Genomic DNA, 25,276 nt, shown 5'->3' on the forward strand with positions numbered 1-25,276 from the left:
CGATCCGGGCGAAGTGCCGGTTGAGATGTGGCTGATCGGTAAACCCGACCGCAACAGCCACGTCGGCGGGCGCGGTACCCGCGTCCAGCAGCCGCCGCGCCCGACGCACGCGTGCGTCCGTCAGCCAGGCGTGCGGCGGCAATCCGTACGTGTCACGGAACGCCCGGAGCAGCGCGAAGGGGCTGGTACCCAGATCCTTGGCAAGCCTCTCCAGGGTCGGCGGCTCGGCCATCGTCTCCTCCAGCACAGCACGCGCGCGTGCCGCGATCCGCCCGCCCGCCGTACGCACCGCCCGCTCCTGAAGGACCCCGCCGTTGAGCCGAAGCAACCGGGTCACCGCGACCCGCAGCAACGTGTCGGCGGCCAACGCGTTGCCCTCCTCGGCCGCACGCAGCACCTCATGAACAAGAGCGACCGAGTACGGATCATCAAACACGGGAGCGACAAATCCAGGCGTCCCCCGAATCGCCGTGGTCTCCGCGGCGATCTCCGCGACCACCTCGGGCGCCGGATACACAGCCCCGTACCGCCACCCCTCGGGCACCCCCGCCCGCCCCGTGTGCGGCGTATCGGGATTGACCAACGCGAGCGCCCCCGACCCCGCGTACTGATCGACCCCCCGATGACGAAAGACCTCCACGCCCTCAGTGATGGCAGCGATGACGAAGTTCTCGTGGGTGTGCCGGACAAAGGTCTTCTGGATGTACCGAGCACGCAAAAGATCGACACCGGGCAACTCCACGTACTGCCAGTGCCGAGCCAGCTCCCCCGAACGTGCCATGCCCCCATTCTCCCCGAAGGCGCACAAGCCCGCCGAGGGCCCGCCCCCCACGCAACCCGCCAGCCGCGTACGGCGGGAAGGGGCCGTGTCGGGGGGTGTCCGCCCGCAGCGGCGGGCGTCCATCACCGAGCACATCCAAATCAGGCAGCACCGCCCGACCGAGGACGGACACCCCCCGGCGCGGCCCCGACCCACCACACAACCGAATGCGCGACCACCGACCGGGAGTCGGCACACAACCGCACCCACAGACCACCACACCGCACCCGCCCCACCGCCGGAGGCAAACCCGCAGGTCAGCCCGATTGTCAGTGCCGAGGTGCAGGATGTACGCATGGTCAGCTCCACGCACCGAGCCCTGGACGGCTTCTCCCCCGCGACCCGCGGCTGGTTCACCGGGGCCTTCTCCGCGCCCACCGCGGCCCAGGCGGGCGCGTGGCAGGCCATCGGCGAGGGTTCGGACGTGCTGGTGGTGGCCCCGACCGGCTCCGGCAAGACCCTGGCCGCGTTCCTGGCCGCACTGGACCAGCTCACCTCGACACCCCCGCCGGCCGACCCCCACAAACGCTGCCGCGTGCTCTACGTGTCACCGCTCAAGGCCCTCGCGGTCGACGTGGAACGCAACCTGCGCAGCCCCCTCACGGGCATCCGCCAGGAATCCGTACGTCTGGGCCTGCCCGAGCCCGAGGTCAAGGTGGGCATCCGCTCCGGCGACACCCCGCCCGCCGAGCGCCGCGCCCTCGCCACCCGCCCGCCGGACATCCTGATCACCACCCCGGAGTCGCTGTTCCTGATGCTCACGTCGGCCACGCGCGACGCGCTGACGGGCGTGGAGACGGTGATCCTGGACGAGGTGCACGCGGTCGCGGGCACCAAGCGCGGCGCGCATCTCGCGCTCTCCCTGGAGCGACTGGACGAGCTGCTGCCGAGGCCCGCCCGGCGCATCGGCCTCTCCGCGACCGTCCGCCCGGTCGACGAGATCGCGCGTTACCTCTCCCCCCAGCGCAAGGTGGAGATCGTCCAGCCCAAGTCCGGCAAGGAGTTCGACCTCTCGGTCGTCGTCCCCGTGGAGGACCTGGGCGAACTGGGCGGCTCCCCGGTCGCCGACGCGAACGACGGCGCCGAACGCCCGTCCATCTGGCCGCACGTCGAGGAGCGGATCGCCGATCTCGTCCAGGCGCACCGCTCGACGATCGTGTTCGCCAACTCCCGCCGCCTCGCGGAGCGCCTGTGCAACCGGCTCAACGAGATCGCGTACGAGCGGGCCACCGGTGAGCCCCTGGCCGAACACCACGCGCCCGCGGAGCTGATGGGCGGCTCGGGCGCGGCCCAGGGCGCACCGCCGGTCATCGCCCGGGCCCACCACGGCTCGGTCTCCAAGGAGCAGCGCGCACTGGTCGAGGAGGACCTCAAGGCGGGCCGGCTGCCCGCCGTGGTGGCCACCTCCAGCCTCGAACTGGGCATCGACATGGGCGCCGTGGACCTGGTCATCCAGGTCGAGTCGCCCCCGTCCGTGGCCTCCGGGCTGCAGCGCGTCGGCCGCGCCGGACACCAGGTGGGCGCGGTCTCCACAGGGGTCGTCTTCCCCAAGTACCGGGGAGACCTCGTCCAGGCGGCCGTGGTCACCGAGCGCATGCGCACCGGTTCCATCGAGTCCCTGAAGGTCCCCGCCAACCCCCTGGACGTCCTCGCCCAGCAACTCGTCGCGATGGTGGCGCTGGACACCTGGCAGGTCGACGACCTGCTGTCCACGGTCCGCCGTGCGGCCCCCTTCGCCGCCCTCCCGGAGTCGGCGTTCACCGCGGTCCTGGACATGCTCGCGGGCCGCTATCCGTCCGACGCGTTCGCGGAGCTGCGTCCGCGCGTGGTGTGGGACCGCGTCGCCGGCTCGGTGACCGGCCGCCCGGGTGCACAGCGCCTCGCCGTCACCTCCGGGGGCACGATTCCCGACCGCGGGCTCTTCGGCGTCTTCCTCGCCGGTGCCGACCCCAAGAAGGGTGGCGGCCGGGTCGGCGAGCTGGACGAGGAGATGGTGTACGAGTCCCGCGTGGGCGACGTATTCACGCTCGGTACGAGTTCCTGGCGCATCGAGGACATCACTAGGGACCGCGTCCTGGTGTCCCCCGCTCCCGGGGTCCCCGGCCGCCTCCCCTTCTGGAAGGGCGACCAGCTGGGCCGCCCGCTGGAACTGGGCCGCGCGGTGGGCGCGTTCCTGCGCGAGGTCGGCTCACTGCCCGAGGAGGCCGCCCGCAGCCGCCTGCTCGCCGCCGGACTCGACACCTGGGCCGCGGACAACGTCCTGTCCTACCTGGCCGAACAGCGCGAGGCGTGCGGCCACATCCCGGACGACCGGACCATCGTCGTGGAGCAGTTCCGCGACGAACTCGGCGACTGGCGGGTCGTCGTCCACTCCCCCTTCGGCGCCCAGGTCCACGCCCCCTGGGCGCTCGCGCTGGGCGCCAAGCTCTCCGAGCGGTACGGCATGGACGCCCAGGTCATGCACGCCGACGACGGCATCGTGCTGCGCCTCCCGGACGCCGATCTGATGAGCCTGGACCTGCTCGACCAGGAACCGATGAAGACCGGCACGGAATACGACGCGGAGCAGGCCCCCGTGGGCGCGGCGGACGTGACCTTCGACAAGGGTGAGGTCGACCGGATCGTCACCGACGAGGTGGGCGGCTCGGCCCTGTTCGCGGCCCGCTTCCGCGAGTGCGCCGCGCGCGCCCTGCTGCTCCCCCGCCGCAGCCCCGGCAAGCGCACCCCGCTCTGGCAGCAGCGCCAGCGGGCCTCCCAACTGCTCCAGGTGGCCAGCGAGTTCGGTTCGTTCCCCATCGTCCTCGAAGCGGTCCGCGAATGCCTCCAGGACGTCTTCGACGTACCCGGGCTCGTGGAACTGATGGGCGACATCGAGTCCCGCAAGGTCCGCCTGGTCGAGGTCACCACCTCGGAGCCCTCCCCCTTCGCCCGCTCCCTCCTCTTCGGATACGTCGCCCAGTTCCTGTACGAGGGCGACTCCCCGCTGGCCGAGCGGCGCGCCGCCGCCCTGTCGCTGGACTCGCGGCTGCTGGCCGAGCTGCTGGGCCAGGCGGAGCTGCGCGAGCTGCTGGACGCCGAGGTGCTGACGGAGCTGGAGCGGGAACTCCAGTGGCTCACCGAGGACCGACGCGTGAAGGACGCCGAAGGCGTCGCGGACCTGCTGCGCATGCTGGGCCCGCTCACCGACGCCGAGTTGGCCGAGCGCGGCGCCGACTCGCGGTGGGCCCGGGAGCTGGCCGGCGCCCGCCGCGCGATCAGGGTCCGTATCGGCGGCGCCGACCACTGGGCGGCGATCGAGGACGCGGGCCGTCTGCGGGACGCGCTCGGTACGGCACTGCCGGTCGGCGTCCCGGAGGCATTCACCGAGCCGGTCAAGGACCCGCTCGGTGACCTCCTCGCCCGTCACGCCCGCACCCACGGCCCGTTCACCTCGGCCACGGCGGCGGCCAGGTTCGGCCTGGGCGTGGCGGTCACCGAGGGCGCGCTCCAGCGGCTGGCGGCGAACGGCCGTGTCGTACAGGGGGAGTTCCACCCGGCAGGCATCGGCCAGGAGTGGTGCGACGCGACGGTCCTGCGCCGCCTCCGACGCCGTTCACTGGCCGCCCTGCGGCACGAACTGGAGCCGGTGCCCCCTGCGGCGCTCGCGCAGTTCCTGCCCCAGTGGCAACACATCGGCAAGGGCCACGGGCTGCGCGGCATCGACGGACTGGTGCGTGCGGTCGAGCAGTTGCAGGGCGCCTCCGTGCCCGCATCCGCCCTGGAGAAGCTGGTCCTGCCGTCCCGGGTGGCGAACTACGCCCCCGCGATGCTCGACGAACTCACGGCAGCCGGGGAGATCGTCTGGGCCGGAGCGGGCGCCCTCCCCGGCAAGGACGGCTGGGTGTCCCTGTACCTCGCGGACGCGGCCCCGCTGCTCCTGCCACCGCCCCACCCCCTGGAACCCACCGCACTCCACCAGTCCGTCCTCGACACCCTCACCGGGGGCTACGGGCTCTTCTTCCGCCAGATCGCCGACCAGATCCGCGCCACCACGCACCCGGACGCCACGGATCCCCAACTGGCCGACGCCGTCTGGGACCTGGCCTGGTCGGGCCGGCTCACGAACGACACGCTCGCCCCGATGCGCTCCCTGCTCGGCTCGGGCCGTACGGCGGGCTCGACGGCACACCGGGCGAAACGCGCAGTCCCGCGCGGCCGGTACGGCTCGCTTACGGCCGCCGCACGCCCCACCTCACGCAGCGGCCCCCCGACCGTGGCAGGCCGCTGGTCCCTGCTCCCCTCCCATGAGCCCGACCTCACCGTCCGCGCCCACGCCCTGGCCCGCACCCTGCTCGACCGCCACGGCGTGGTGACCCGGGGAGCCGTCGCCGCAGAAGGCGTGGAGGGCGGCTTCTCGGCCGTGTACCGCATCCTCTCCGCCTTCGAGGACAGCGGTCAGGCCCGTCGCGGCTACGTGGTGGAGGGCCTCGGCGCCGCCCAGTTCGCCATGGACGGCGCGGTCGACCGCCTCCGGGCAACAGCGAACGCCCGAGACCGCGGCGACTACCGGCCCACCCCGACCTCCGGCCCGACCGACGCGCACGACGCCGCCACCCCCGCAGACCACGCCTTCGCAGAAGACCTCGACTTCGACTTCGGCCCCGATTCCCCCCACGCCCCCACCGCCCGGAACCCCCACACGCCCGCCCACGGCTTCGCCGAGACCGCCCTGCCCCGCCCCTACTCCCCCACCTCCTCACCCCCCTCCTCCGGAGCCACCCGTGCCGTAGTACTCGCAGCCGCAGATCCGGCGAACGCGTACGGCGCCGCGCTCCCCTGGCCCGAGCCCCCGACCGGCGCCGGTCACAAGGCGGGCCGCAAGGCCGGTTCGCTGGTGGTACTGGTCGACGGAGAGCTGACGCTCTACATGGAACGAGGCGGCAAGACACTCCTGGCCTGGCCCTCCGAACCGGACGTCCACCCCACCGAGGACCCCCGTCTGCACGCGGCGGCGGAAGCCCTGGCCGCAGCGGCCCGCGCAGGCTCCCTCGGCACGGTCACGGTGGAGCGGGTCAACGGCGCAGCAGCCCTGACCTCCCCCTTCGGCACCCTCCTGGAAGGAGCGGGCTTCATCGCGACCCCGCGCGGCCTGCGCCTACGCGCATGACCCATCACAGCCCCCACGCCGACATGCCACCCTGGTCCCATGCCCGAAGGTGACACGGTCTGGCAGGCCGCGAGGAGACTGCACACCGCACTCGCCGGGAAGGTGCTGACCCGCTCCGACCTCCGCGTGCCCAAGTACGCCACGGCCGACCTCACCGGCCGCACCGTCCTGGAGGTCACCCCACGCGGCAAGCACCTCCTCACCCGTGTGGAGGGCGGCCTGACCCTCCACTCGCATCTGCGGATGGATGGCTCCTGGAAGGTGTACGAGAACGGCAGCCGCTGGAGCGGCGGCCCCTCGCACCAGATCCGGGCGATCCTCGGCACCGCGGACCGCACCGCCGTCGGCTACCGCCTCCCCGTACTCGAACTCCTCCGCACCACCGACGAACACCGCGCCGTCGGCCACCTCGGCCCCGACCTCCTGGGCCCCGACTGGGACCCCGACCAGGCACTCGCCAACCTCCTCGCGGACCCCGCCCGCCCCCTCGGCGAGGCCCTGCTCGACCAGCGCAATCTCGCCGGCATCGGCAACGTCTACAAGAGCGAGCTGTGCTTCCTCCTGGGCGTCACCCCATGGCTCCCCCTCGGCGACCTGCCCGCCGACCGCACCGCGAAGCTGCCCGCACTCGCGAAGAAACTCCTCGAAGCCAACCGGGACCGCCCGGTCCGCAGTACGACGGGCCTGCGCGGCCAGGACCTCTTCGCGTACGGCCGCGCGCCCCGCCCCTGTCTGCGCTGCCGCACCCCGATCCGCGTCGCCGACCAGGGCGACGGCTCCCGCGAACGCCCCACCTACTGGTGCCCGACCTGCCAACCGGGCCCGGCCCCGGCCCCCGGCGCCGCGCGAGCCCGGCGCAAGTCACCCCCGTACAACTGACCCGTACACCTGACACCCCACACAAGCAGTTGACGACCCGTCAGGAACCCTCGTACCGTCCCAGCATGCCCGTACAGGCGTACGACCTCACCGGACGCACCGCATTCGTCACCGGGGCCGCCAGCGGCATCGGACGCGCATCCGCCGTACTGCTCGCCGAAGCGGGCGCCGTGGTGCACTGCGCCGACCGGGACGCGCAGGGCCTGCACGAGACGGCGACCCTGATCAAGGGCATGGGCGGCACGGCCCGTACCCACCACCTGGACGTCACCGACCGGGCCCAGGTCCGGCAGGCCGTGGCCGCGTGCGAGCGACTGGACGTCATGGCGGCGGTCGCCGGGATCATGCACAGCAGCCCCGTACTGGAGACCCGCGACGAGGATCTGGACCGGGTCCTGGGCGTCAACTTCAAGGGCGTGCTGTACGCCTGCCAGGAGGCGGCCCGCCTGATGATCTCCAGGAACACCAGGGGCAGCATCGTCACCATGGCCTCGGGCGCCGTCGACACCGGCAACCCCGGCCTGCTCTGCTACGGCGTGGCGAAGGCGTCGGTCGTCCAGCTCACGAAGACGCTGGCCGCCGAGATCGGACGCCACGGCATCCGCGTCAACGCCGTCGCGCCCGGCTGGATCCGTACGCCGATGACCGACCGCCACGACGGCGAGGCGCAGGCGCACACCGAGGCGCTGATGTCCCGGATGGCCCCGCTGGGCCGGGTCGGCGAACCGGAGGAGGTCGCCCACGCGGTGCTGCACCTGGCGTCCGACGCGTCGGCGTTCACGACGGGCCAGATCCTCCGCCCGAACGGCGGCGTAGCGATGCCCTGGTAGGACCGACACCCCCACCGGCACCCCCGTCAGCCAGCCCCGGAACCCCCCGCACCGCCCGCCCCTTCGGCACACAGTGCACCGGCAACAGACTCAGCCCCCACCCCCCGGCCGCGACCGCCCCCTCCAGCACCCCCGCCCCGGGCGCCAGCGCGAGCCGCAGCACGGCCCACCACCACACGGCACCGAGCCCCAGCAGCGCCCCCCAGCGAACTATCCGCACCGCCATGGCTCACCTCCAGCCTCACGCTAGAACGCCACGCTCACCCGCAAACAGGGCGCATCACCGGCACAGAGGAGCACCGCTTTCCCAGCGACGACCGCCCAAGAACCCGCACGCGCCCGCCTCCTCCCCACCATGACCGCCCCACGACACACCGGCAAACGCACCCGGGACGGCCCCACCAGTGGACCCACAACGCGAAAACCCCGACCGCGCTCCTCCGGATCTCCCCGGAGAAGCCCCGGCCGGGGCTCTCACACACTCACTGGTCGTGCTGTTCGTGCACCTCAGGCGGCGACGACATCCACCGCCTCGGCGGGCGCCTTGATGGTCACCCGTTCCGGTGGCACACCGGCCACCGAGACGGAACCGAGCATTGGACGCACCGGCGTGGGTACAGGCTCGTTGGCCGCAGCAGACTGGGCCAGCTCGGCGAGGGCGAGCTCATCGCTCACTTCCCGCATGAGCTCGGACATCCGTACGTCCAGCGCGTCGCAGATCGCGGACAGCAGCTCGGAGGATGCCTCCTTCTGCCCCCGCTCCACCTCGGAGAGATAGCCGAGTGAGACTCGGGCGGACGAGGAGACTTCGCGCAGAGTACGGCCCTGGCGCTGGCGCTGCCGACGCAGCACGTCACCCAACAGGCGACGGAGCAGAATCATCGGTGGCTCCCTCCTCGGACCGTGTAGCCGCATCCTTCACGCCCCACCGTACCGCCTTGCGCCGCGGCCGTGCGGGGAGCGATGTCGTGTTCACTCAGGGCTGCAAACATCAGGTCCCCCCGTTCTGTTCCGTATCCTGTGCCCGCTCATTCCCGGTCTGTTCGCCCGCAATCCCCTCCAGGAGGAGTGCGAGTACGCTCCGTACACTCTCCATACGAATTTCCGCCCGGGAGCCGTTCAACCGCAGGGACGCCACTTTTCCGCCACCTTCGGCGCCGGAGTCCGCTCCGAAAGGGCCGTCCACGGCCACGAAAACCGTCCCGACGGGCTGCCCGTCCTGCGGATCCGGGCCGGCCACACCGGTCGTCGCGATGCCCCAGTCGGCGCCGAGAATCCGGCGGACTCCGGCCGCCATCTGTGCCGCGACCTGCGGGTTCACCGCCCCCTTGGCGGCCAGCAGGGTGGCGTCGACATCAAGCACCTGGTGCTTCAGCTCGGTCGCGTACGCCGTCACCGCACCCCGGAACACCTTGGAGGCTCCGGGCACCGATGTGATCTCCGCCGCAACGAGACCACCCGTGAGGGACTCCGCGACAGCGAGCGTCTCACCCTTCACCGTCAGTAGTCTCACCACGTCGGCGGCCACGGAACTCACCGTTCCGCCTCCGCCGACGCGGCCTCACGCTCGGCGATTCCCTGCCTGCGCAGCACAATGGCCTGTCTTACATAGTCGAGCCCGGTCACCACGGTCAGCACGACCGCCGCGGCCATCACCCAGAACCTCAGCGTCGCCAGCGGACCCGTCAGCGCCAGGACGTACATCCCGACGGCCACGCCCTGCGTCAGCGTCTTGACCTTGCCGCCGCGGCTCGCGGGGATCACCCCGTACCGGATCACGACGAAGCGCAGCAGGGTGATCCCGAGTTCACGCCCGAGGATCACACCGGTCACCCACCACGGCAGATCGCCGAGGGCGGAGAGACAGATCAGCGCCGCTCCCATGATCGCCTTGTCGGCGATGGGGTCGGCGATCTTCCCGAAGTCGGTGACGAGGTCGTACGTACGTGCCAGATGGCCGTCGAAGATGTCGGTGATCATGGCGACGGCGAAGGCCGCCCAGGCGAGCGAGCGCCACGCCGGGTCGTACCCGCCGTCGGCCAGCATCAGGGCGACGAAGCCCGGCACCAGCAGCAGCCGGATCATCGTAAGAATGTTCGCGATGTTCCAGAGGCTGGCCTGATTGACGGCCGCGGCGCCCAGCTTCCCGCCGCGCACCGCCTTCGCACCCCCCTGAGCACCGGAATCCCCGGAGTCGAGGGAGGGCGCCCCTGACGCCGTGGAGCCGACAGCGGACCCCACGGGCCCAGAAACGACCGAGGAACCGGAGACCCCGGTGGCACCCAACGCGCCCGGCACACCCACCGCTCCCGGCACGCCTTTGGCGTTCCGCGCGCTGGAGGAGCCGCCCGCTGCGGATGCCGGGACTCCGGTCATCTGGCCGCCTCCTCTGACTCCGAACACGCGAGCGAGCCGAGCGAGCCCGGGAGCAGCTCGGCCACCAGGTCGACACCTTCCGTACCGACCACCTTGGCCTCGACGATACGGCCGACGCTCGGGCCTTCGCCGCCCGTGAGGCCCTCGAAGTCCGCGAAGTTGGTGAACAGCACCTGGCCGTCCGTCTCCGGCGCCTGGTGCTCACCCCTGCCGTACGCACCCTCCTCGCCGCCGACCGACTCGACCAGCACCCGCAAGGTCTCACCGACACGCTCCTCGGCGCGCTGCGAGACCAGCTCCTCGGCCAGCCGCGAGACCCGGGCGAGCCGGGCCGCGACGACGTCCTCGTCCAGCTTGTTCTCGTACGTGGCCGCTTCCGTGCCGTCCTCGTCGGAGTACCCGAAGACCCCGATGGCGTCCAGGCGCGCGTTGTTCAGGAACCGCTCCAGCTCCGCCAGGTCGGCCTCGGTCTCACCGGGGAAGCCCACGATGAAGTTGGACCGCACACCGGCCTGCGGGGCCTTGCTCCGGATGGTGTCGAGCAGCTCCAGGAAGCGGTCGGTGTCACCGAAGCGCCGCATCGCGCGCAGCACGTCGGGCGCGGAGTGCTGGAAGGAGAGGTCGAAGTAGGGGGCGACCTTGGGGGTCGAGGTCAGTACGTCGATGAGCCCCGGGCGCATCTCGGCGGGCTGGAGGTAGCTCACGCGCACGCGCTCGATGCCGTCGACGTCCGCCAGCTCGGGCAGCAGCGACTCCAGGAGGCGGATGTCGCCCAGGTCCTTGCCGTACGAGGTGTTGTTCTCGGAGACGAGCATGACCTCCTTGACGCCCTGCTCGGCGAGCCACCTGGTCTCGTTCAGTACGTCGCTAGGGCGGCGCGAGATGAAGGAGCCGCGGAAGGACGGGATGGCGCAGAAGGAGCAGCGCCGGTCGCAGCCGGAGGCGAGCTTCACCGAGGCGACGGGCGCGCCGTCGAGCCGCCGGCGCAGCGGCGCACGCGGTCCGGAGACCGGGGCGACACCTTCGGGAAGGTCGGCGGGGGCCTCGACGGGCTCCACCGGGGTTGCGTCAGCGTCCGTGGCGGTGCCGTGCCCCGGAAGAGCGACCCCCGCACCCGCGCTCTGCCGCTCCGCCGGGCTGATCGGCAGCAGCTTGCGCCGGTCGCGCGGGGTGTGCGAGGCGTGGATGCCGCCGTTCAGGATGGTCTGCAGGCGGTCGGAGATGTCGGAGTAGTCGTCGAAGCCGAGCACGCCGTCGGCCTCGGGGAGGGCCTCGGCGAGTTCCTTGCCGTACCGCTCGGCCATGCAGCCCACCGCCACGACGGCCTGGGTTCTGCCGTGCCCCTTGAGGTCGTTGGCCTCCAGGAGGGCGTCGACGGAGTCCTTCTTGGCGGCCTCGACGAAGCCACAGGTGTTGACGACAGCGACGTCCGCGTCCTCGGCGTCCTCCACGAGTTGCCAGCCGTCCGCCTCCAAGCGGCCTGCGAGCTCCTCCGAGTCCACCTCGTTACGGGCGCAGCCAAGGGTGACGAGTGCGACGGTACGGCGTTCAGGCATGGGCTCAAGACTACTTCGTCCCACTGACACCCCACGTCGACGGGGACACCCCACGCAGACGGGGCCGGCCCCGTCTGGGCCAGCCCCGTACCTGTGAACACCGAAAGCGCGCTACCGCCTAGCCGACCTCGGGGTCGCCCTTCGTGTAGGTGAGCCGCTCGACGGCTCCCGGCTGGAACTCGTCCTCGATCTTCTTGCCGTTCACGTACAGCTGGATCGCGCCCGCGTCACCCAGGACGAGGTTGATCTCCTCGTTGTCCTGGAAGGTCTGGGACTGACCCTGCTTGAGCAGGCCGTCGAAGAGCAGCCGGCCGTTGTGGTCCTTGGCGGAGATCCAGCTGCGCCCGTCCGCGGCGCTCACCTGGACGGTCACCTTGTCGCGCGGCGCCGCCGCGATCGCGCTGTCCGACGGGTCCGGCTTCGGGTCGGCGGGCTTGTCCTTCTTGGGTGTGGGCGAGGCCGACTGACTGGCCGTGGGCGTGGAGCCCTCGGCCACCCCCGCCTGCGTGCCTTCGTTGTCGTCGCCCCCGTTGACCAGGGTGAAGCCGACGAAGCCGATCACGGCGACGATCGCGGCGACCATCGCCGCGGTCCAGTTCGGACCGCGCCGCTCGGGGCGGATGCGTTCCGCCTCGAACAGGGGTGCGGCCGGGGTCGGCGCCGGACGCCCGCCGCGGGCGTCGGCGAACTGCGCGAGCAGCGGTTCGGGATCGAGGTGGACGGCGCGAGCGAGGGTTCGGATGTGCCCGCGCGCGTAGACGTCTCCGCCGCAGGCGTCGAAGTCGTCCTGTTCGATCGCGTGCACGATGGCGATCCGGACCCGGGTGGCGGAGCTGACGTCGTCGACGGTCAGCCCGGCCGCGATGCGGGCCTGTTGGAGGGCGCGACCGATCGAGGGGCGGGCTGCTTCCTCGCGGTCGTCGCGGTCTTCTTCGGACGGACGCTCGCCTTGTGGGGAGTTGCCGATGGACACGGGGGCGCCTTTCGAGCGTTTAGCCACCTGTGCTGGAGGTTCAGTTTAGGGGGGTTCGGAAAGGGTGGGGCAACTGGGCGGAGGGACTTTGTACGCCATCGGAATGGCCAGGACACGCCGATGGTCAGGTCATGGTGAGGCAAGGATCTGTCGCCTCCCTCAACTTGACGTACGCCGAAGGGAAACGGTTGCTCAATGATCCCTTACGAGTGAGTCACGATCGACCACCCGGTTGCCGCACACACGGACACCGCACACCGGGCGAGTCCCTACGACTCAGTCTCCCCACGAATCACCGCGAGCATCTCGTCCAGACCGTCAGCCTTCACAAGAACGTCACGCGCCTTGGAGCCCTCGCTCGGCCCGACGATCCCCCGCGTCTCCATGAGGTCCATCAGCCGCCCCGCCTTGGCGAATCCGACCCGCAGCTTGCGCTGGAGCATCGACGTGGATCCGAACTGGCTGCTGACGACGAGTTCGGCCGCCGCGCACAGCAGTTCGAGGTCGTCGCCGATCTCCTCGTCGATCTCCTTCTTCTGCTTGGTGCCCACGGTGACGTCGTCCCGGAAGACCGGCGCCATCTGGTCCTTGCAGTGCTGGACGACGACCGCGACCTCGTCCTCGGTCACGAAGGCGCCCTGCATACGGGTGGGCTTGTTGGCGCCCATCGGCAGGAACAGCCCGTCGCCCTTGCCGATCAGCTTCTCGGCGCCGGGCTGGTCCAGGATGACCCGCGAGTCGGCCAGGGACGAGGTGGCGAAGGCGAGCCTTGACGGCACGTTCGCCTTGATCAACCCGGTCACCACATCAACAGAGGGCCGCTGCGTGGCGAGGACCAGGTGGATGCCGGCCGCGCGCGCGAGCTGCGTGATGCGCACGATCGCGTCCTCGACGTCCCTGGGGGCCACCATCATCAGGTCGGCCAGCTCGTCGACGATCACCAGCAGGTACGGGTACGGCGACAGCTCGCGCTCACTGCCCTCGGGCAGCTTGACCTTGCCGTTCCTGATGGCCTCGTTGAAGTCGTCGATGTGCCGGAACCCGAACGCGGCCAGATCGTCGTACCGCAGATCCATTTCCCGTACGACCCACTGGAGCGCCTCCGCGGCCCGCTTCGGGTTGGTGATGATCGGCGTGATCAGGTGCGGGATGCCCTCGTACGCGGTCAACTCGACGCGCTTGGGGTCGACGAGGACCATACGGACGTCCTCGGGGGTCGCCCGGACCATGATCGACGTGATCAGGCAGTTGATGCAGGACGATTTGCCCGAACCGGTCGCACCTGCGACGAGCATGTGCGGCATCTTGGCGAGGTTGGCCATCACATAGCCGCCCTCGACGTCCTTGCCCAGCGCGACCAGCATCGGGTGGTCGTCCTCGGCGGCGTCGGCCAGCCGGAGCACGTCCCCCAGGTTGACCATCTCGCGGTCGGTGTTGGGGATCTCGATGCCGACCGCCGACTTGCCGGGGATCGGGCTGATGATCCGTACGTCGGGGCTGGCGACGGCGTACGCGATGTTCTTGGCGAGGGCGGTGATCCGCTCGACCTTCACCGCGGGGCCCAGTTCGACCTCGTACCGCGTGACCGTCGGACCGCGGGTGAAGCCCGTGACCGCGGCGTCGACCTTGAACTCCATGAAAACGTTCGTGAGAGAGGCGACCACCGCGTCGTTCGCCGCGCTGCGGGTCTTGCCGGGGCCGCCGCGCTCCAGGAGGTCGAGCGAGGGCAGCGAGTAGGTGATGTCCCCGGAGAGCTGGAGCTGTTCGGCGCGCGGCGGCAGGTCGCGCATCTCCTCCGGCGGCGCCTTCGTGAGGTCCGCGACCGCGGCCTTGACCGGCTCCGCCTTGAGCTTCTCCTGCTTGGGCCGCGCCGCCGGTACGGGAGTGGGCGTCGGCGTCGTCTCCTCGCGGTCGCCGCCCGCGCTCACCCCCTGGGTGAGGTCGGCGACGATCGGCGAGGGCGGCATGCCGTGCAGAACGGCCCCGTCGAGGGCTGCGGCGGCCGCTGCGGCGACGTCCACGGCGTCCATCGGCCGCCCGGGGTCGGGCTGCCGTACGGAGCGCCTGGGGCGGCTCCGGCGCTTGGAGAGCGCGTCCTGCTCGGCGCCGTCCGGGTCGTACGCCTCGGGGGCGGACCCGCGCCTGCGGGGGCGCGCGGGCAGCGACTCGCGCCACTGGTCCTCGTACTGCTCGTCGTCCTCGGAGAACGCGTCGTCCTCGGGGTCGTGGAGGATGCCGAGCCGGACCCCGAGCTGCCGCAGCCGCTGCGGAATCGCGTTGACGGGCGTCGCGGTGACCACGAGCAGCCCGAACACGGTGAGCAGCACCAGCAGCGGTACGGCGAGGACCTGGCCCATGGTGTACGTCAGCGGGGTGGCCGCTCCCCAGCCGATGAGCCCGCCGGCGTCCCTTATGGCCTGCATGCCCTCGCTGCGCGCGGGGGCGCCGCACGCGATGTGGACCTGCCCGAGCACACCGATGACGAGCGCGGACAGCCCGATGACGATCCGGCCGTTGGCCTCGGGCTTCTCGGGGTGCCGGATGAGCCGTACGGCGATGACCGCCAGCAGTATCGGCACCAGCAGGTCGAGCCGGCCGAACGCGCCGGTGACCAGCATCTCGACGAGGTCGCCGACGGGACCGCGCAGGTTGGACCAGGTGCCCGCGGCGACGATCAGCGCGAGGGCGAGCAACAGCAGTGCCACGCCGTCCTTCCGGTGTGCCGGGTCGAGGTTCTTCGCACCCTGCCCTATCCCGCGGAACACGGCACCGACGGCGTGCGCGATGCCGAGCCACAGGGCGCGTACGAGGCGGTAGACGCCCCCGGTCGGGCTGGGCGCCGGAGCGGGCGCGGCCTTCTTCGCCGCTGTCTTCTTGGCGGGCGCCCTCTTCGCGGGGGCTTTTTTCGCCGCGGCCTTCTTCGCCGGAGCCTTCGCGGACGCGGCTGCCTTCTTCGCGGGCGGCTTCTTGGCTGCGGAAGGACGTGGGGCCATGTGTGTGAGGTTACCGGTGGAGGCGACAGCCGACACGTGTGTAACTGCTTCACCCGTTCGTGTCGCCCTGGCGTGAGCGCGAAACTGACGCGCGCTCACGCGCAACTACGCCCGACGCACGGGTGAGTTCGACGACTTCGGGCGGGGAATGACGACCGGCGTACGGGTCAGTTCTGCGACGGCACCGAGGGTGCCCCGCTCCCGGTTCCCGGTTCGAGCGCGTCCAGGGCCCGGCGCAGGCCGGTCAGTTTGCGTTCGAGATGGGCTGCCGTGGCCACCGCCGCCGCGTCCGCCGACTCGTCGTCGAGCTGTTTGGACAGCGCCTCGGCCTGTTCCTCGACGGCCGCGAGCCGCGCGGACAGTTCGGCGAGCAGGCCCGCCGGCTCCTTGGCCGCGCCTACCGCGGCCTTGCCGCCACCGCCCTCCAGCTGGAGCCGCAACAGGGCGGCCTGCTCCCGGAGTTGGCAGTTCTTCATGTACAGCTCGACGAACACCGAGACCTTCGCCCGCAGCACCCACGGGTCGAACGGCTTGGAGATGTAGTCCACCGCACCCGCCGCGTATCCCCGGAAGGTGTGGTGCGGACCGTGGTTGATCGCGGTGAGGAAGATGATCGGGATGTCCCGGGTCCGCTCCCGCCGCTTGATGTGCGCGGCCGTTTCGAAGCCGTCCATGCCCGGCATCTGGACGTCCAGCAGAATGACCGCGAAGTCGTCCGTCAGAAGTGCCTTGAGCGCTTCCTCCCCGGACGATGCCCGCACCAGTGTCTGATCCAACGCAGAGAGGATGGCCTCCAGCGCCAGCAGATTCTCCGGCCGGTCATCGACCAGGAGGATCTTGGCCTTCTGCACCATGGCCCGCCCTCCTCGCCCCGGCTTGGGGCCTCCCCTGTCCTCAGGACTTGGGGCAACGCCACCGCGCGCCGCCCCAGGGGACGGCTCCCTTGCGCCGCCCGTCCTCGTGCCGGTCATGGTAGCCGCACCCCGCCTGTCGCCACACCCTGTCACCGCGATGTCACTGTGCACGTAGCAGAAACGTAGCGGGAGACCAGAAGGTTCCCCGAATCCCGTACTTCTACACGGCTTCGGCCACACTGAGTCAGCAACTCCGGGTGAACACCGGAGGTTCCCGCCCTCGCGTCGAAAACACCCAGCTCAGCCGTCACTCCTCCCGCATCCACTGCTCCATCACCGACAGCAGGTGATCGGGGTCGACGGGCTTGGTCACATAGTCCGAGGCCCCCGACTCGATCGCCTTCTCCCGGTCGCCCTTCATCGCCTTCGCGGTCAGCGCGATGATCGGCAGCCCGGCGAACTGCGGCATCCTGCGGATCGCCGTGGTCGTCGCGTATCCGTCCATCTCGGGCATCATGATGTCCATCAGTACGACTGTCACATCGTCGTGCTGTTCCAGGACTTCGATGCCTTCCCGGCCGTTCTCTGCGTACAGCACCGACAGCCCGTGCTGCTCCAGGACGCTCGTCAGCGCGAACACGTTGCGGATGTCGTCGTCGACGATCAGCACCTTCTCGCCGTCGAAGTGGATACCCCGGCGCGGCTGTTGCGGCGCCTCCTGCTCGCCCGCCGCCGCCCAATGGCCGTTCGCCCTGGAGGAGGCGTTCAGTTCGGCCACCGACACGGCCCTGCGGCGCCGCCTGAAGAGCGCGGCGGGCCCGTTCTGCGCCTCCTGGTACGACTTCACCTCGGCCGGGGTCTCGATGTCCGCACCGGCCAGCTCCGCCTCGGAGGCCAGCAGTTCGCCGACCTCCAGGGAGGGCGTCAGCTGCGCGTAGCCCTGCGGAGGCAGTTCACTCGGATGCAGCGGCAAATACAGCGTGAACGTCGAACCGCGGCCCGGCTCGCTCTGCGCGTGGATCTCGCCGCCGAGCAGCCGCGCGATCTCCCGCGAGATGGACAGCCCCAGACCCGTACCTCCGTACTTGCGACTGGTCGTGCCGTCCGCCTGCTTGAACGCCTCGAAGATCACCCGCATCTTGCTGGCCGCGATACCGATGCCGGTGTCGGTCACCGAGAACGCGATCAGGTCGGCGTCCGCGTCCCGCAGCGAGCCCGCCTCCAGCAACTGCTCCCGGATGGCGACCGGCACCTCCGCACCGGCCGGCCGGATGACGAGTTCGACCGCTCCCGTGTCGGTGAACTTCACCGCGTTGGACAGCAGGTTGCGCAGCACCTGGAGCAGCCGTTGCTCGTCGGTGTGCAGCGTGGCGGGCAGGTCAGGCGAGACCCGTACGGAGAAGTCGAGGCGCTTCTCGGCGGTCAGCGGCCGGAAGGTGGCCTCCACGTAGTCGACGAGCTGCACGAGCGCGATGCGCGTCGGGGAGACGTCCATCTTGCCCGCCTCGACCTTCGACAGATCGAGGATGTCGTTGATCAGCTGCAGCAGGTCCGAGCCCGCCCCGTGGATCGTCTCGGCGAACTCGACCTGCTTCGGGGTGAGGTTGGTGTCCGCGTTGTCGGCGAGCAGCTTGGCCAGGATCAGCAGCGAGTTGAGCGGCGTACGCAGCTCGTGCGACATGTTGGCGAGGAACTCGCTCTTGTAGCGCATCGACACGGCGAGTTGCTCGGCGCGCTCCTCCAGGACCTGCCGCGCCTCCTCGATCTCCGTGTTCTTGACCTCGATGTCGCGGTTCTGCTGGGCCAGCAGTTCGGCCTTCTCCTCCAGCTCCGCGTTGGACGACTGAAGGGCCTTCTGCCGGTTCTCCAGCTCGGCCGAGCGCTCCCTCAGCTGCTCGGTCAGCTCCTGCGACTGCTTCAGCAGCACCTCCGTCTTGGTGTTGACGGAGATGGTGTTGACGCTCGTCGCGATCATCTCGGCGATCTGGTTGAGGAAGTCCTTCTGGATCTGCGTGAACGGCGTGAACGACGCCAGTTCGATGACCCCGAGCACCTTCCCCTCGAACAGCAGCGGCAACACGATCACCTGCGCGGGCGGCGCCTCGCCGAGCCCCGAGGAGATCTTCAGATAGCCGCTCGGGGCGTTCTCCACGAGGATCGTGCGCTTCTCCTGCGCGGCGGTCCCGACCAGCGCCTCACCGGGCCGGAACGAGGTCGGCATGGAGCCCATGGAGTAGCCGTACGAGCCGAGCATGCGCAGTTCGTACGCGTTCTCCGGGACGCCTCCCGGGTCCTTGGCGTCGACCGTCTGCATCGCCAGGAAGAACGCGCCGTGCTGGGCGGTGACGACCGGCGTCAGCTCGCTCATGATCAGCGAGGCCACGTCGTCGAGGTCCCGGCGGCCCTGCATCAGGGCGGAGATCCGGGCCAGGTTGCCCTTGAGCCAGTCCTGTTCCTTGTTGGCGATCGTGGTGTCGCGCAGGTTGGCGATCATCTTGTTGATGTAGTCCTGAAGTTCCTGGATCTCGCCGGAGGCGTCCACGTCGATCTTCAGGTTGAGGTCGCCACGGGTCACCGCGGTCGCCACGCGCGCGATGGCACGCACCTGCCGGGTCAGGTTCCCGGCCATCTCGTTCACCGACTCGGTGAGGTCGCGCCAGGTGCCGTCGACGTCACGCACACGTGCCTGACCGCCGAGCTGGCCCTCCGTACCCACCTCGCGGGCGACTCGGGTGACCTCCTCGGCGAAGGACGACAGTTGATCAACCATGGTGTTGATCGTCGTCTTGAGCTCAAGGATCTCGCCGCGAGCGTCAATGTCGATCTTCTTCGTCAAGTCCCCCTTGGCGATGGCCGTCGTGACCATCGCGATGTTGCGCACCTGGCCGGTCAGGTTGGACGCCATCCCGTTCACCGACTCGGTGAGGTCCTTCCACGTACCCGACACACCCGGTACGCGCGCCTGCCCGCCCAGGATGCCGTCCGTACCCACCTCACGGGCCACCTTGGTGACCTGGTCGGCGAACGAACTCAGCGTCTTCACCATGGTGTTGAAGGTGTCGGCGAGCTGCGCGACCTCGCCGCGCGCCTCGATCGTCACCGTCCGCGTCAGGTCGCCGTTGGCGACGGCCGCCGCGACCTGGGAGATGTTGCGCACCTGGACGGTCAGGTTGTTGGCCATCAGGTTGACGTTGTCGGTGAGGTCCTTCCAGATGCCCGTGACGCCCGACGCGTGGGCCTGGCCGCCGAGGATGCCCTCCGTGCCCACCTCACGCGCGACCCGCGTCACCTGCTCGGCGAACGACGACAGTTGATCAACCATGGTGTTGACCGTCGTGACGAGCTCAAGAATCTCGCCCTTCGCGTCAACAGTGATCTTCTTCGACAGATCGCCCTTGGCGACCGCGGTCGTCACCTCGGCGATGTTGCGCACCTGGATAGTCAGGTTGTTCGCCATGAAGTTCACGGACTGCGTGAGGTCCTTCCAGGTGCCGGAGACACCCTGCACCTCGGCCTGCCCGCCGAGCATGCCCTCCGTACCCACCTCACGGGCCACACGCGTGACCTCCTGGGCGAACGACGACAACTGGTCGACCATCGTGTTCAGGGTGTTCTTCAGCTCCAGGATCTCCCCGCGCGCGTCCACGGTGATCTTCTGGGACAGGTCACCCCGGGCCACCGCGGTCGCCACCTGGGCGATGTTGCGCACCTGGGCGGTGAGGTTGCCGGCCATGCCGTTCACGGAGTCCGTGAGGTCGCGCCACACACCGGCGACACCGGGCACCTGCGCCTGTCCGCCGAGGCGGCCCTCCGTACCCACGTCACGGGCGACCCGGGTCACCTGGTCGGCGAAGGCCGAGAGTTGATCAACCATGGTGTTGATCGTGTTCTTCAACTCGAGGATCTCGCCGCGAGCGTCGACATCGATCTTCTGGGACAGGTCACCCCGGGCCACGGCCGTCGTCACCTGGGCGATCTGCCGCACCTGAGAAGTCAGGTTGCCACCCATGAAGTTGACGGAGTCGGTGAGTTCCTTCCACGTACCGGACACACCGTCCACACGTGCCTGACCGCCGAGGCGCCCCTCCGTACCCACGTCACGGGCCATCCGCGTCACCTGGTCGGCGAAGCTCGACAGCTGGTCCACCATCGTGTTCACGGTGTTCTTCAGCTGGAGCATCTCGCCGGACACATCGACGGTGACCTTCTGGGACAGGTCACCATTGGCCACCGCGGTCGTCACCTGGGCGATGTTCCTCACCTGTCCGGTGAGGTTCCTGAACGCCGTGTTGACGGAGTCCGTCAGGTCCTTCCACGTCCCCGCGGCGCCCGGCACCTCGGCCTGGCCGCCCAGCTCGCCCTCGACGCCGATCTCCCGCGCGACCCGGGTCACCTCGGCACCGAACGCGGACAGTTGGTCAACCATCCCGTTGACGGTGTTCTTCAGCTCCAGCATCTCGCCGGCGACCTCGACGCTGACCTTCTGCGACAGGTCACCGCTGGCCACAGCCGTCGTCACGGCGGCGATGTCCCGCACCTGGGTGGTGAGGTTCCGGAAGACCGTGTTGACGGAGTCCGTCAGGTCCTTCCACGTTCCCGCCGCGCCCGGCACGTTCGCCTGCCCGCCGAGCCGCCCCTCGCCACCGACCTCGTTGGCGACGCGGGTGACCTCGTCCGCGAACGTCCGCAGCGTCTCCGTCATCTGGTTGATCGTCTCGGCGAGCTGGGCGACCTCACCGCGCGCCGAAACCGTCACCTTCTGTGACAGATCACCGTTGGCGACCGCGGTCGTCACCTGCGCGATCCCGCGCACCTGGGCCGTCAGATTGCCGGCCATAAGATTCACCGAATCGGTGAGGTCTTTCCACACTCCCGCCACACCAGGCACCTGCGCCTGGCCGCCCAGCTCGCCCTCGGTACCCACCTCGCGCGCGACTCGCGTCACCTCGGAGGAGAAAGACGACAGCTGATCGACCATCGTGTTGACGGTGTTCTTCAGCTCCAGCATCTCGCCGGCGACGTGAACCGTGACCTTCCGGGACAAGTCACCCTTCGCGACCGCCGTCGTCACCAGCGCGATGTCCCGCACCTGCGCCGTCAGCCGGTACGCCATGGTGTTGACGGAGTCCGTGAGGTCCCGCCACGAACCGGACATCCCGCGCACCTGGGCCTGACCGCCCAGCTTGCCCTCCGTACCGACCTCGCTGGCCACACGCGTGACCTCGTCGGTGAACGTCGACAACTGGTCGACGAGATTGTTGACCGTGCGCCCGACCTTGAGAAACTCCCCGCGCAGCGGATGCCCGTTGCCGTCGGCGGCCTGCGCCCGCAGCTCCATCCGGGGCGACAGATCGCCCTCCGCGACCGCGCTGAGCACCCGGCCGACCTCGGAGACCGGACGTACGAGATCGTCGACAAGGGCGTTCGAGGCATCGATGGCGGCGGCCCACGAGCCCTCGCTGGCCCCTGACTCCAGCCGCTCGGTCAGCTTCCCCTCGCGCCCCACCATGCGCCGTACGCGCGACAATTCACCCGTCAAGTGGAGATTACGGTCGGCCACCTCATTGAAAACGGCCGCGATCTCCGACATGACGCCGTCGCCGGACACCGTGAGCCGCTTGCGGAAGTTGCCGTCACGCATCGATTCCAGGGCCGACAGCAACTTGTCCAGGGCAGCCGTGTCCACCTCGGTCGTGCCGTTGCGCGGTTTACGCCGGTTACTCAGGGACTGTCCGCCTTTCGCGCGCGTCTTAGTGCCCCGCGTCGCTGCGCCAGACTCCACTGTGTCCCTCCCGAAGGGGTCGACCGTTTCTGCTCTGCGTGCTCTGCCATCACTCGGGCGTACCCGGATACTGCCTGCCGTGCGGAGACCTTCTCCTGGAGCCTGCCCAGTGTTTCACCCAGTCCGAACCCGGCCATAACAGTTCGGCAGCTTCGCACACCGTCCGCACACTCTGGGGACGTAAACACTGCAGACCTGCATCCGCATGGACCGCGAAGGTAAGTAACCTTGCATGCGGCTGTCCAGCCACACCGGTCCGTCCGGTCTGGGCGGTGGCACGACCACGAGCGGGCAGGCATCGGAGGGGCACCGCACCATGACCACCGGACTGCATCCCGGGGAAGCACCCCAGGATCCCCGGCCGACGGGGAACCAGACCCTGCCCCGGCAGGAGCGGATCGGCCCCGGCACGCCGCACTCCGACAACCGGACGAGGAGTTCTGTGATCACCGCGCGCGCGGCAGCCACCTTCGACCCGGTCGGGCGATCGGTCGCGACCGCCCGATCATTCGTCCGCGACACCCTCCAGGGCTGGGGCTTCGCGGACATCGTCGACGACGCCGTGGTCCTCACGAGCGAGCTGGTCACCAACGCCGTGATCCACGCCGGCACCTCCGCGGATGTCCTCTGTCTACGCAGTGACGACGGCGTCCGTATCGAGGTCGCCGACCGCTACCCGGAGCGCGAGATCCCCCTCCAGGGCTCGCCCGTCAACATGGGCAGCCCCGACCGGGAGGGAGGCCGGGGCCTTCAGTTGTGCGCGGCACTGGCCGGCCGCTGGGGCGTCGAATACACGCCCACACAGAAACAGGTCTGGTTCCAGCTCGAACTCCCGCACCGCGCGGTGGGCACCCGCTCCGCGGGCCCGTCCCTCCCCGCCGACCTCCTCCCGCTGGCCGACGGCCGCGTCCGGGTCGCGGTCATCCAGATCGACCGCGCCGGATCCATCGCCGCGTGGAACGAGGACTCCGAGGAACTCTTCGGCTACGCACCCGAGTCGGTCATCGGCAAACCCCTCACCGACCTCGCCGCCTGGCCGCACACCCCCGGCACCAGCACCGGCATCGTCGAGGCCCTCCAACTCTCCCGCTGGGAAGGCAGCTACGGCATAAGGGGCGCCAACGGCCGCGTCACCGCGGTGTACGCCTCCCACCTCCGCGTCCGTGACACGGACGGCGAGCCCTCGACGGTCTGTCTCCTCGTCCGCGACCACGAACGGGCGGTCCTGCAGACCCCGTTGCGCGGCAGCTCGTCCGACTCGACGTCGTCCTCCGATGGCCCGAACACGGACCCCTTCGAGGTGTTCATCGGCTCCCCGGCCCCGGACGACCTCGACGGCCTCCTCCAGCGCACGGTGGAGCGCGCCCGCGACATGCTCGACGCCGACTCCGCCTTCCTGCTCCTGGCCACGGACGACGAAACGGAGTTGGAGGTACGGGCCTCGACCGGCCTCCCCTCCGCCCGCCAGCGCTTCGCCCGTGTCCCGGTCGAGGCCGGCCCCGGCCGCTACGGCTCAGCCCGCATGCCGGCCGTCCACGACGACCTCTCGGCCGTCCCCGGAGCCGTCCCCCTCCTCAGCGGCACGGGCATGCGCTCGGTCGTCACCGTCCCCTTGAAGGTGGAGGGCCGCCTCACCGGCTCCCTCGGCGTCGCGGCGGAATCCCCCGGCCGCTATACGAACGAAGAGGCACTGCGCCTCCAATTCGCCGCCGACCGCATCGCGTTGGCGGTGGAGTCGGCCCGCCTCGGCGAGCTGGAACGCCTGCGCCGAGGCTCGCTGAGCTTCCTGGTGGAGGCATCCGACCTCCTCGCGGGAACGCTCGACCGCGACCAGACCCTCGCCCTCATGGCCCAGATGACGGTCCCGACCCTGGCCACCTGGTGCGCGGTCTACACGATCGCCGACCAGGCATCGGATCCGTACCTCTCGTACGTCCTGCACGAGGACGAGGACCGCATCGACGGCCTCAAGGCCCTCCTGTCGAAGATCTCCCCGCCGGACCCGGTACCCACACCCGGCGCCCGCGTCTGGTCGGCCCCCGCGGAGGCGGCCCATCAGGCGGCCCTGCGCACCTCCATGCGCAGTCTGGGCCTCAACGCGCCCACCACCACGGTCAGCTCGGGCATCGGCACCACTCTCGCGACGGCGGCGGCAGTCGGCGGCGAGACGGTCGTCCTCCCGCTGGTCGCGCGCAACCGCGTGATCGGCATGCTCACCCTCGGCAAGCCGACGGACGAACACTTCCGCCAGGAAATCCTGGAACTGGCCGAGGACTTGAGCCGCCGCGCCGCTCTGGCCCTGGACAACGCCCGCCTCTACTCGGAACGCACCGCCATCAGCCAGTCCCTCCAACGCAGCCTCCTCCCCCCGGAGTTGCCGGAGATCGACGGCGTCGAGGTGGAGGTCATCTACCGCGCGGCCGGCGAGGGCAACGAGGTCGGCGGCGACTTCTACGACCTCTTCCCCATCCGCGACGGCGCCTACGGCTTCGCCATCGGCGACGTCTGCGGTACGGGCCCGGAGGCCGCCGCGGTGACGGGCCTGGCCCGGCACGCCCTCCGCCTGCTGGCGAGAGAGGGCTTCGGCGGCCCCGCGGTCCTGGAGCGCCTCAACTCGGCGATCCTCGACGAGGGCGCCCGCAGCCGCTTCCTGACCCTCCTGTACGGCGAGTTGTGGCCGCAGGAGGACGGCAGCGCCGTACTGAAGGTCGTCTGCGCCGGACACCCCCTCCCGCTCCGCCTGCGCCAGGACGGCACCGTGGAACCGGCAGCGGAGCCCCAGCCCCTCCTGGGCGTCCTGGAGGACCTGGAACTGTACGAGCAGACGATCACCCTCGACCCCGGCGACGTCCTCCTCTGCGTCACGGACGGCGTCACGGAACGCCGCGAGGGCACCCGCATGCTGGGCGACGACGGCCTGACGGACGTCCTCAAGACCTGTACGGGCCTGACGGCCGGCGCGGTGGCGGCCCGCATCATGCGCGCGGTCGAACGCTTCGCCTCCGACGCCCCGTCCGACGACATGGCGATCCTCGCGATGCGCGTGCCGGGCCTGCAGAAGAACTGA

The 25,276-nt window shown here is 70.3% G+C and carries 13 protein-coding genes and 1 pseudogene; 4 read left to right on the forward strand and 10 right to left on the reverse strand.

Going from position 1 to position 25,276, the window contains the following annotated elements:
• Positions 1-31: 31 nt before the first annotated feature.
• Positions 32-1,228 (reverse strand): annotated as a pseudogene (locus LUX31_RS37655) (AraC family ligand binding domain-containing protein); the annotation flags it as partial.
• Between LUX31_RS37655 and LUX31_RS10085 the strand changes: the two are divergent.
• The 3 genes from LUX31_RS10085 (at position 1,116) to LUX31_RS10095 (ending at position 7,675) form a co-directional block, all read left to right on the forward strand.
• Positions 1,116-5,966: an ATP-dependent helicase gene (locus LUX31_RS10085; RefSeq protein WP_235474448.1), complete on the forward strand. Its 4,851-nt coding sequence runs from the start codon at positions 1,116-1,118 to the stop codon at positions 5,964-5,966. The pseudogene LUX31_RS37655 and the gene LUX31_RS10085 overlap by 113 nt on opposite strands.
• A gap of 39 nt (positions 5,967-6,005) precedes the next feature.
• Positions 6,006-6,845 carry an Fpg/Nei family DNA glycosylase gene (locus LUX31_RS10090; RefSeq protein ID WP_235474449.1) on the forward strand — a complete coding sequence of 280 codons (840 nt, stop codon included), beginning with the start codon at positions 6,006-6,008 and terminating at the stop codon, positions 6,843-6,845.
• 65 nt (positions 6,846-6,910) lie between these two features.
• Positions 6,911-7,675, forward strand: coding sequence for an SDR family NAD(P)-dependent oxidoreductase (locus LUX31_RS10095; RefSeq protein WP_235474450.1), 765 nt, complete (start codon positions 6,911-6,913; stop codon positions 7,673-7,675).
• On the opposite strand, the gene LUX31_RS10100 is transcribed toward LUX31_RS10095, so the two are convergent.
• From LUX31_RS10100 to LUX31_RS10140, 9 genes are all read right to left on the reverse strand, one after another.
• Positions 7,623-7,901, reverse strand: a complete 279-nt coding sequence (locus tag LUX31_RS10100; protein ID WP_235474451.1) for a hypothetical protein — start codon at positions 7,899-7,901, stop codon at positions 7,623-7,625. The two genes, LUX31_RS10095 and LUX31_RS10100, sit on opposite strands and share 53 nt — an antisense overlap.
• A gap of 281 nt (positions 7,902-8,182) precedes the next feature.
• Positions 8,183-8,557 (reverse strand): helix-turn-helix domain-containing protein, encoded by a 375-nt coding sequence (locus LUX31_RS10105; protein WP_235474452.1) that lies wholly within the window; start codon positions 8,555-8,557, stop codon positions 8,183-8,185.
• A gap of 109 nt (positions 8,558-8,666) precedes the next feature.
• Positions 8,667-9,212 (reverse strand): CinA family protein, encoded by a 546-nt coding sequence (locus LUX31_RS10110; RefSeq protein WP_235474453.1) that lies wholly within the window; start codon positions 9,210-9,212, stop codon positions 8,667-8,669.
• Positions 9,209-10,051: a CDP-diacylglycerol--glycerol-3-phosphate 3-phosphatidyltransferase gene (gene pgsA, locus LUX31_RS10115; protein WP_235474454.1), complete on the reverse strand. Its 843-nt coding sequence runs from the start codon at positions 10,049-10,051 to the stop codon at positions 9,209-9,211. Before pgsA ends, LUX31_RS10110 begins: the two co-directional genes overlap by 4 nt.
• Complete coding sequence (gene rimO / locus LUX31_RS10120; RefSeq protein WP_235474455.1) at positions 10,048-11,607, reverse strand: 30S ribosomal protein S12 methylthiotransferase RimO; 1,560 nt, start codon at positions 11,605-11,607, stop codon at positions 10,048-10,050. The genes pgsA and rimO overlap by 4 nt, the downstream gene beginning before the upstream one ends.
• Positions 11,608-11,725: 118 nt before the next feature.
• Positions 11,726-12,580: a helix-turn-helix domain-containing protein gene (locus LUX31_RS10125; RefSeq protein ID WP_235474456.1), complete on the reverse strand. Its 855-nt coding sequence runs from the start codon at positions 12,578-12,580 to the stop codon at positions 11,726-11,728.
• A 269-nt stretch (positions 12,581-12,849) separates the two neighbouring features.
• On the reverse strand, positions 12,850-15,573 hold the full coding sequence (locus tag LUX31_RS10130) for a DNA translocase FtsK (RefSeq protein ID WP_235474457.1): 2,724 nt from the start codon (positions 15,571-15,573) through the stop codon (positions 12,850-12,852).
• 167 nt (positions 15,574-15,740) lie between these two features.
• A complete protein-coding gene (locus LUX31_RS10135; protein ID WP_235474458.1) occupies positions 15,741-16,427 on the reverse strand; it encodes a response regulator in 687 nt (228 codons plus the stop codon).
• Positions 16,428-16,734: 307 nt separating this feature from the next.
• Entirely contained in the window at positions 16,735-22,209 is a 5,475-nt protein-coding gene (locus tag LUX31_RS10140) for a HAMP domain-containing protein (RefSeq protein WP_235474459.1), read from the reverse strand.
• Positions 22,210-22,525: 316 nt separating this feature from the next.
• Here LUX31_RS10140 and LUX31_RS10145 point away from each other — a divergent pair, with 316 nt between their 5' ends.
• Complete coding sequence (locus LUX31_RS10145; RefSeq protein WP_235479861.1) at positions 22,526-25,276, forward strand: SpoIIE family protein phosphatase; 2,751 nt, start codon at positions 22,526-22,528, stop codon at positions 25,274-25,276.

Origin of the sequence: Streptomyces sp. GQFP (assembly GCF_021545335.1) — a bacterium.
Lineage (GTDB): Bacteria > Actinomycetota > Actinomycetes > Streptomycetales > Streptomycetaceae > Streptomyces.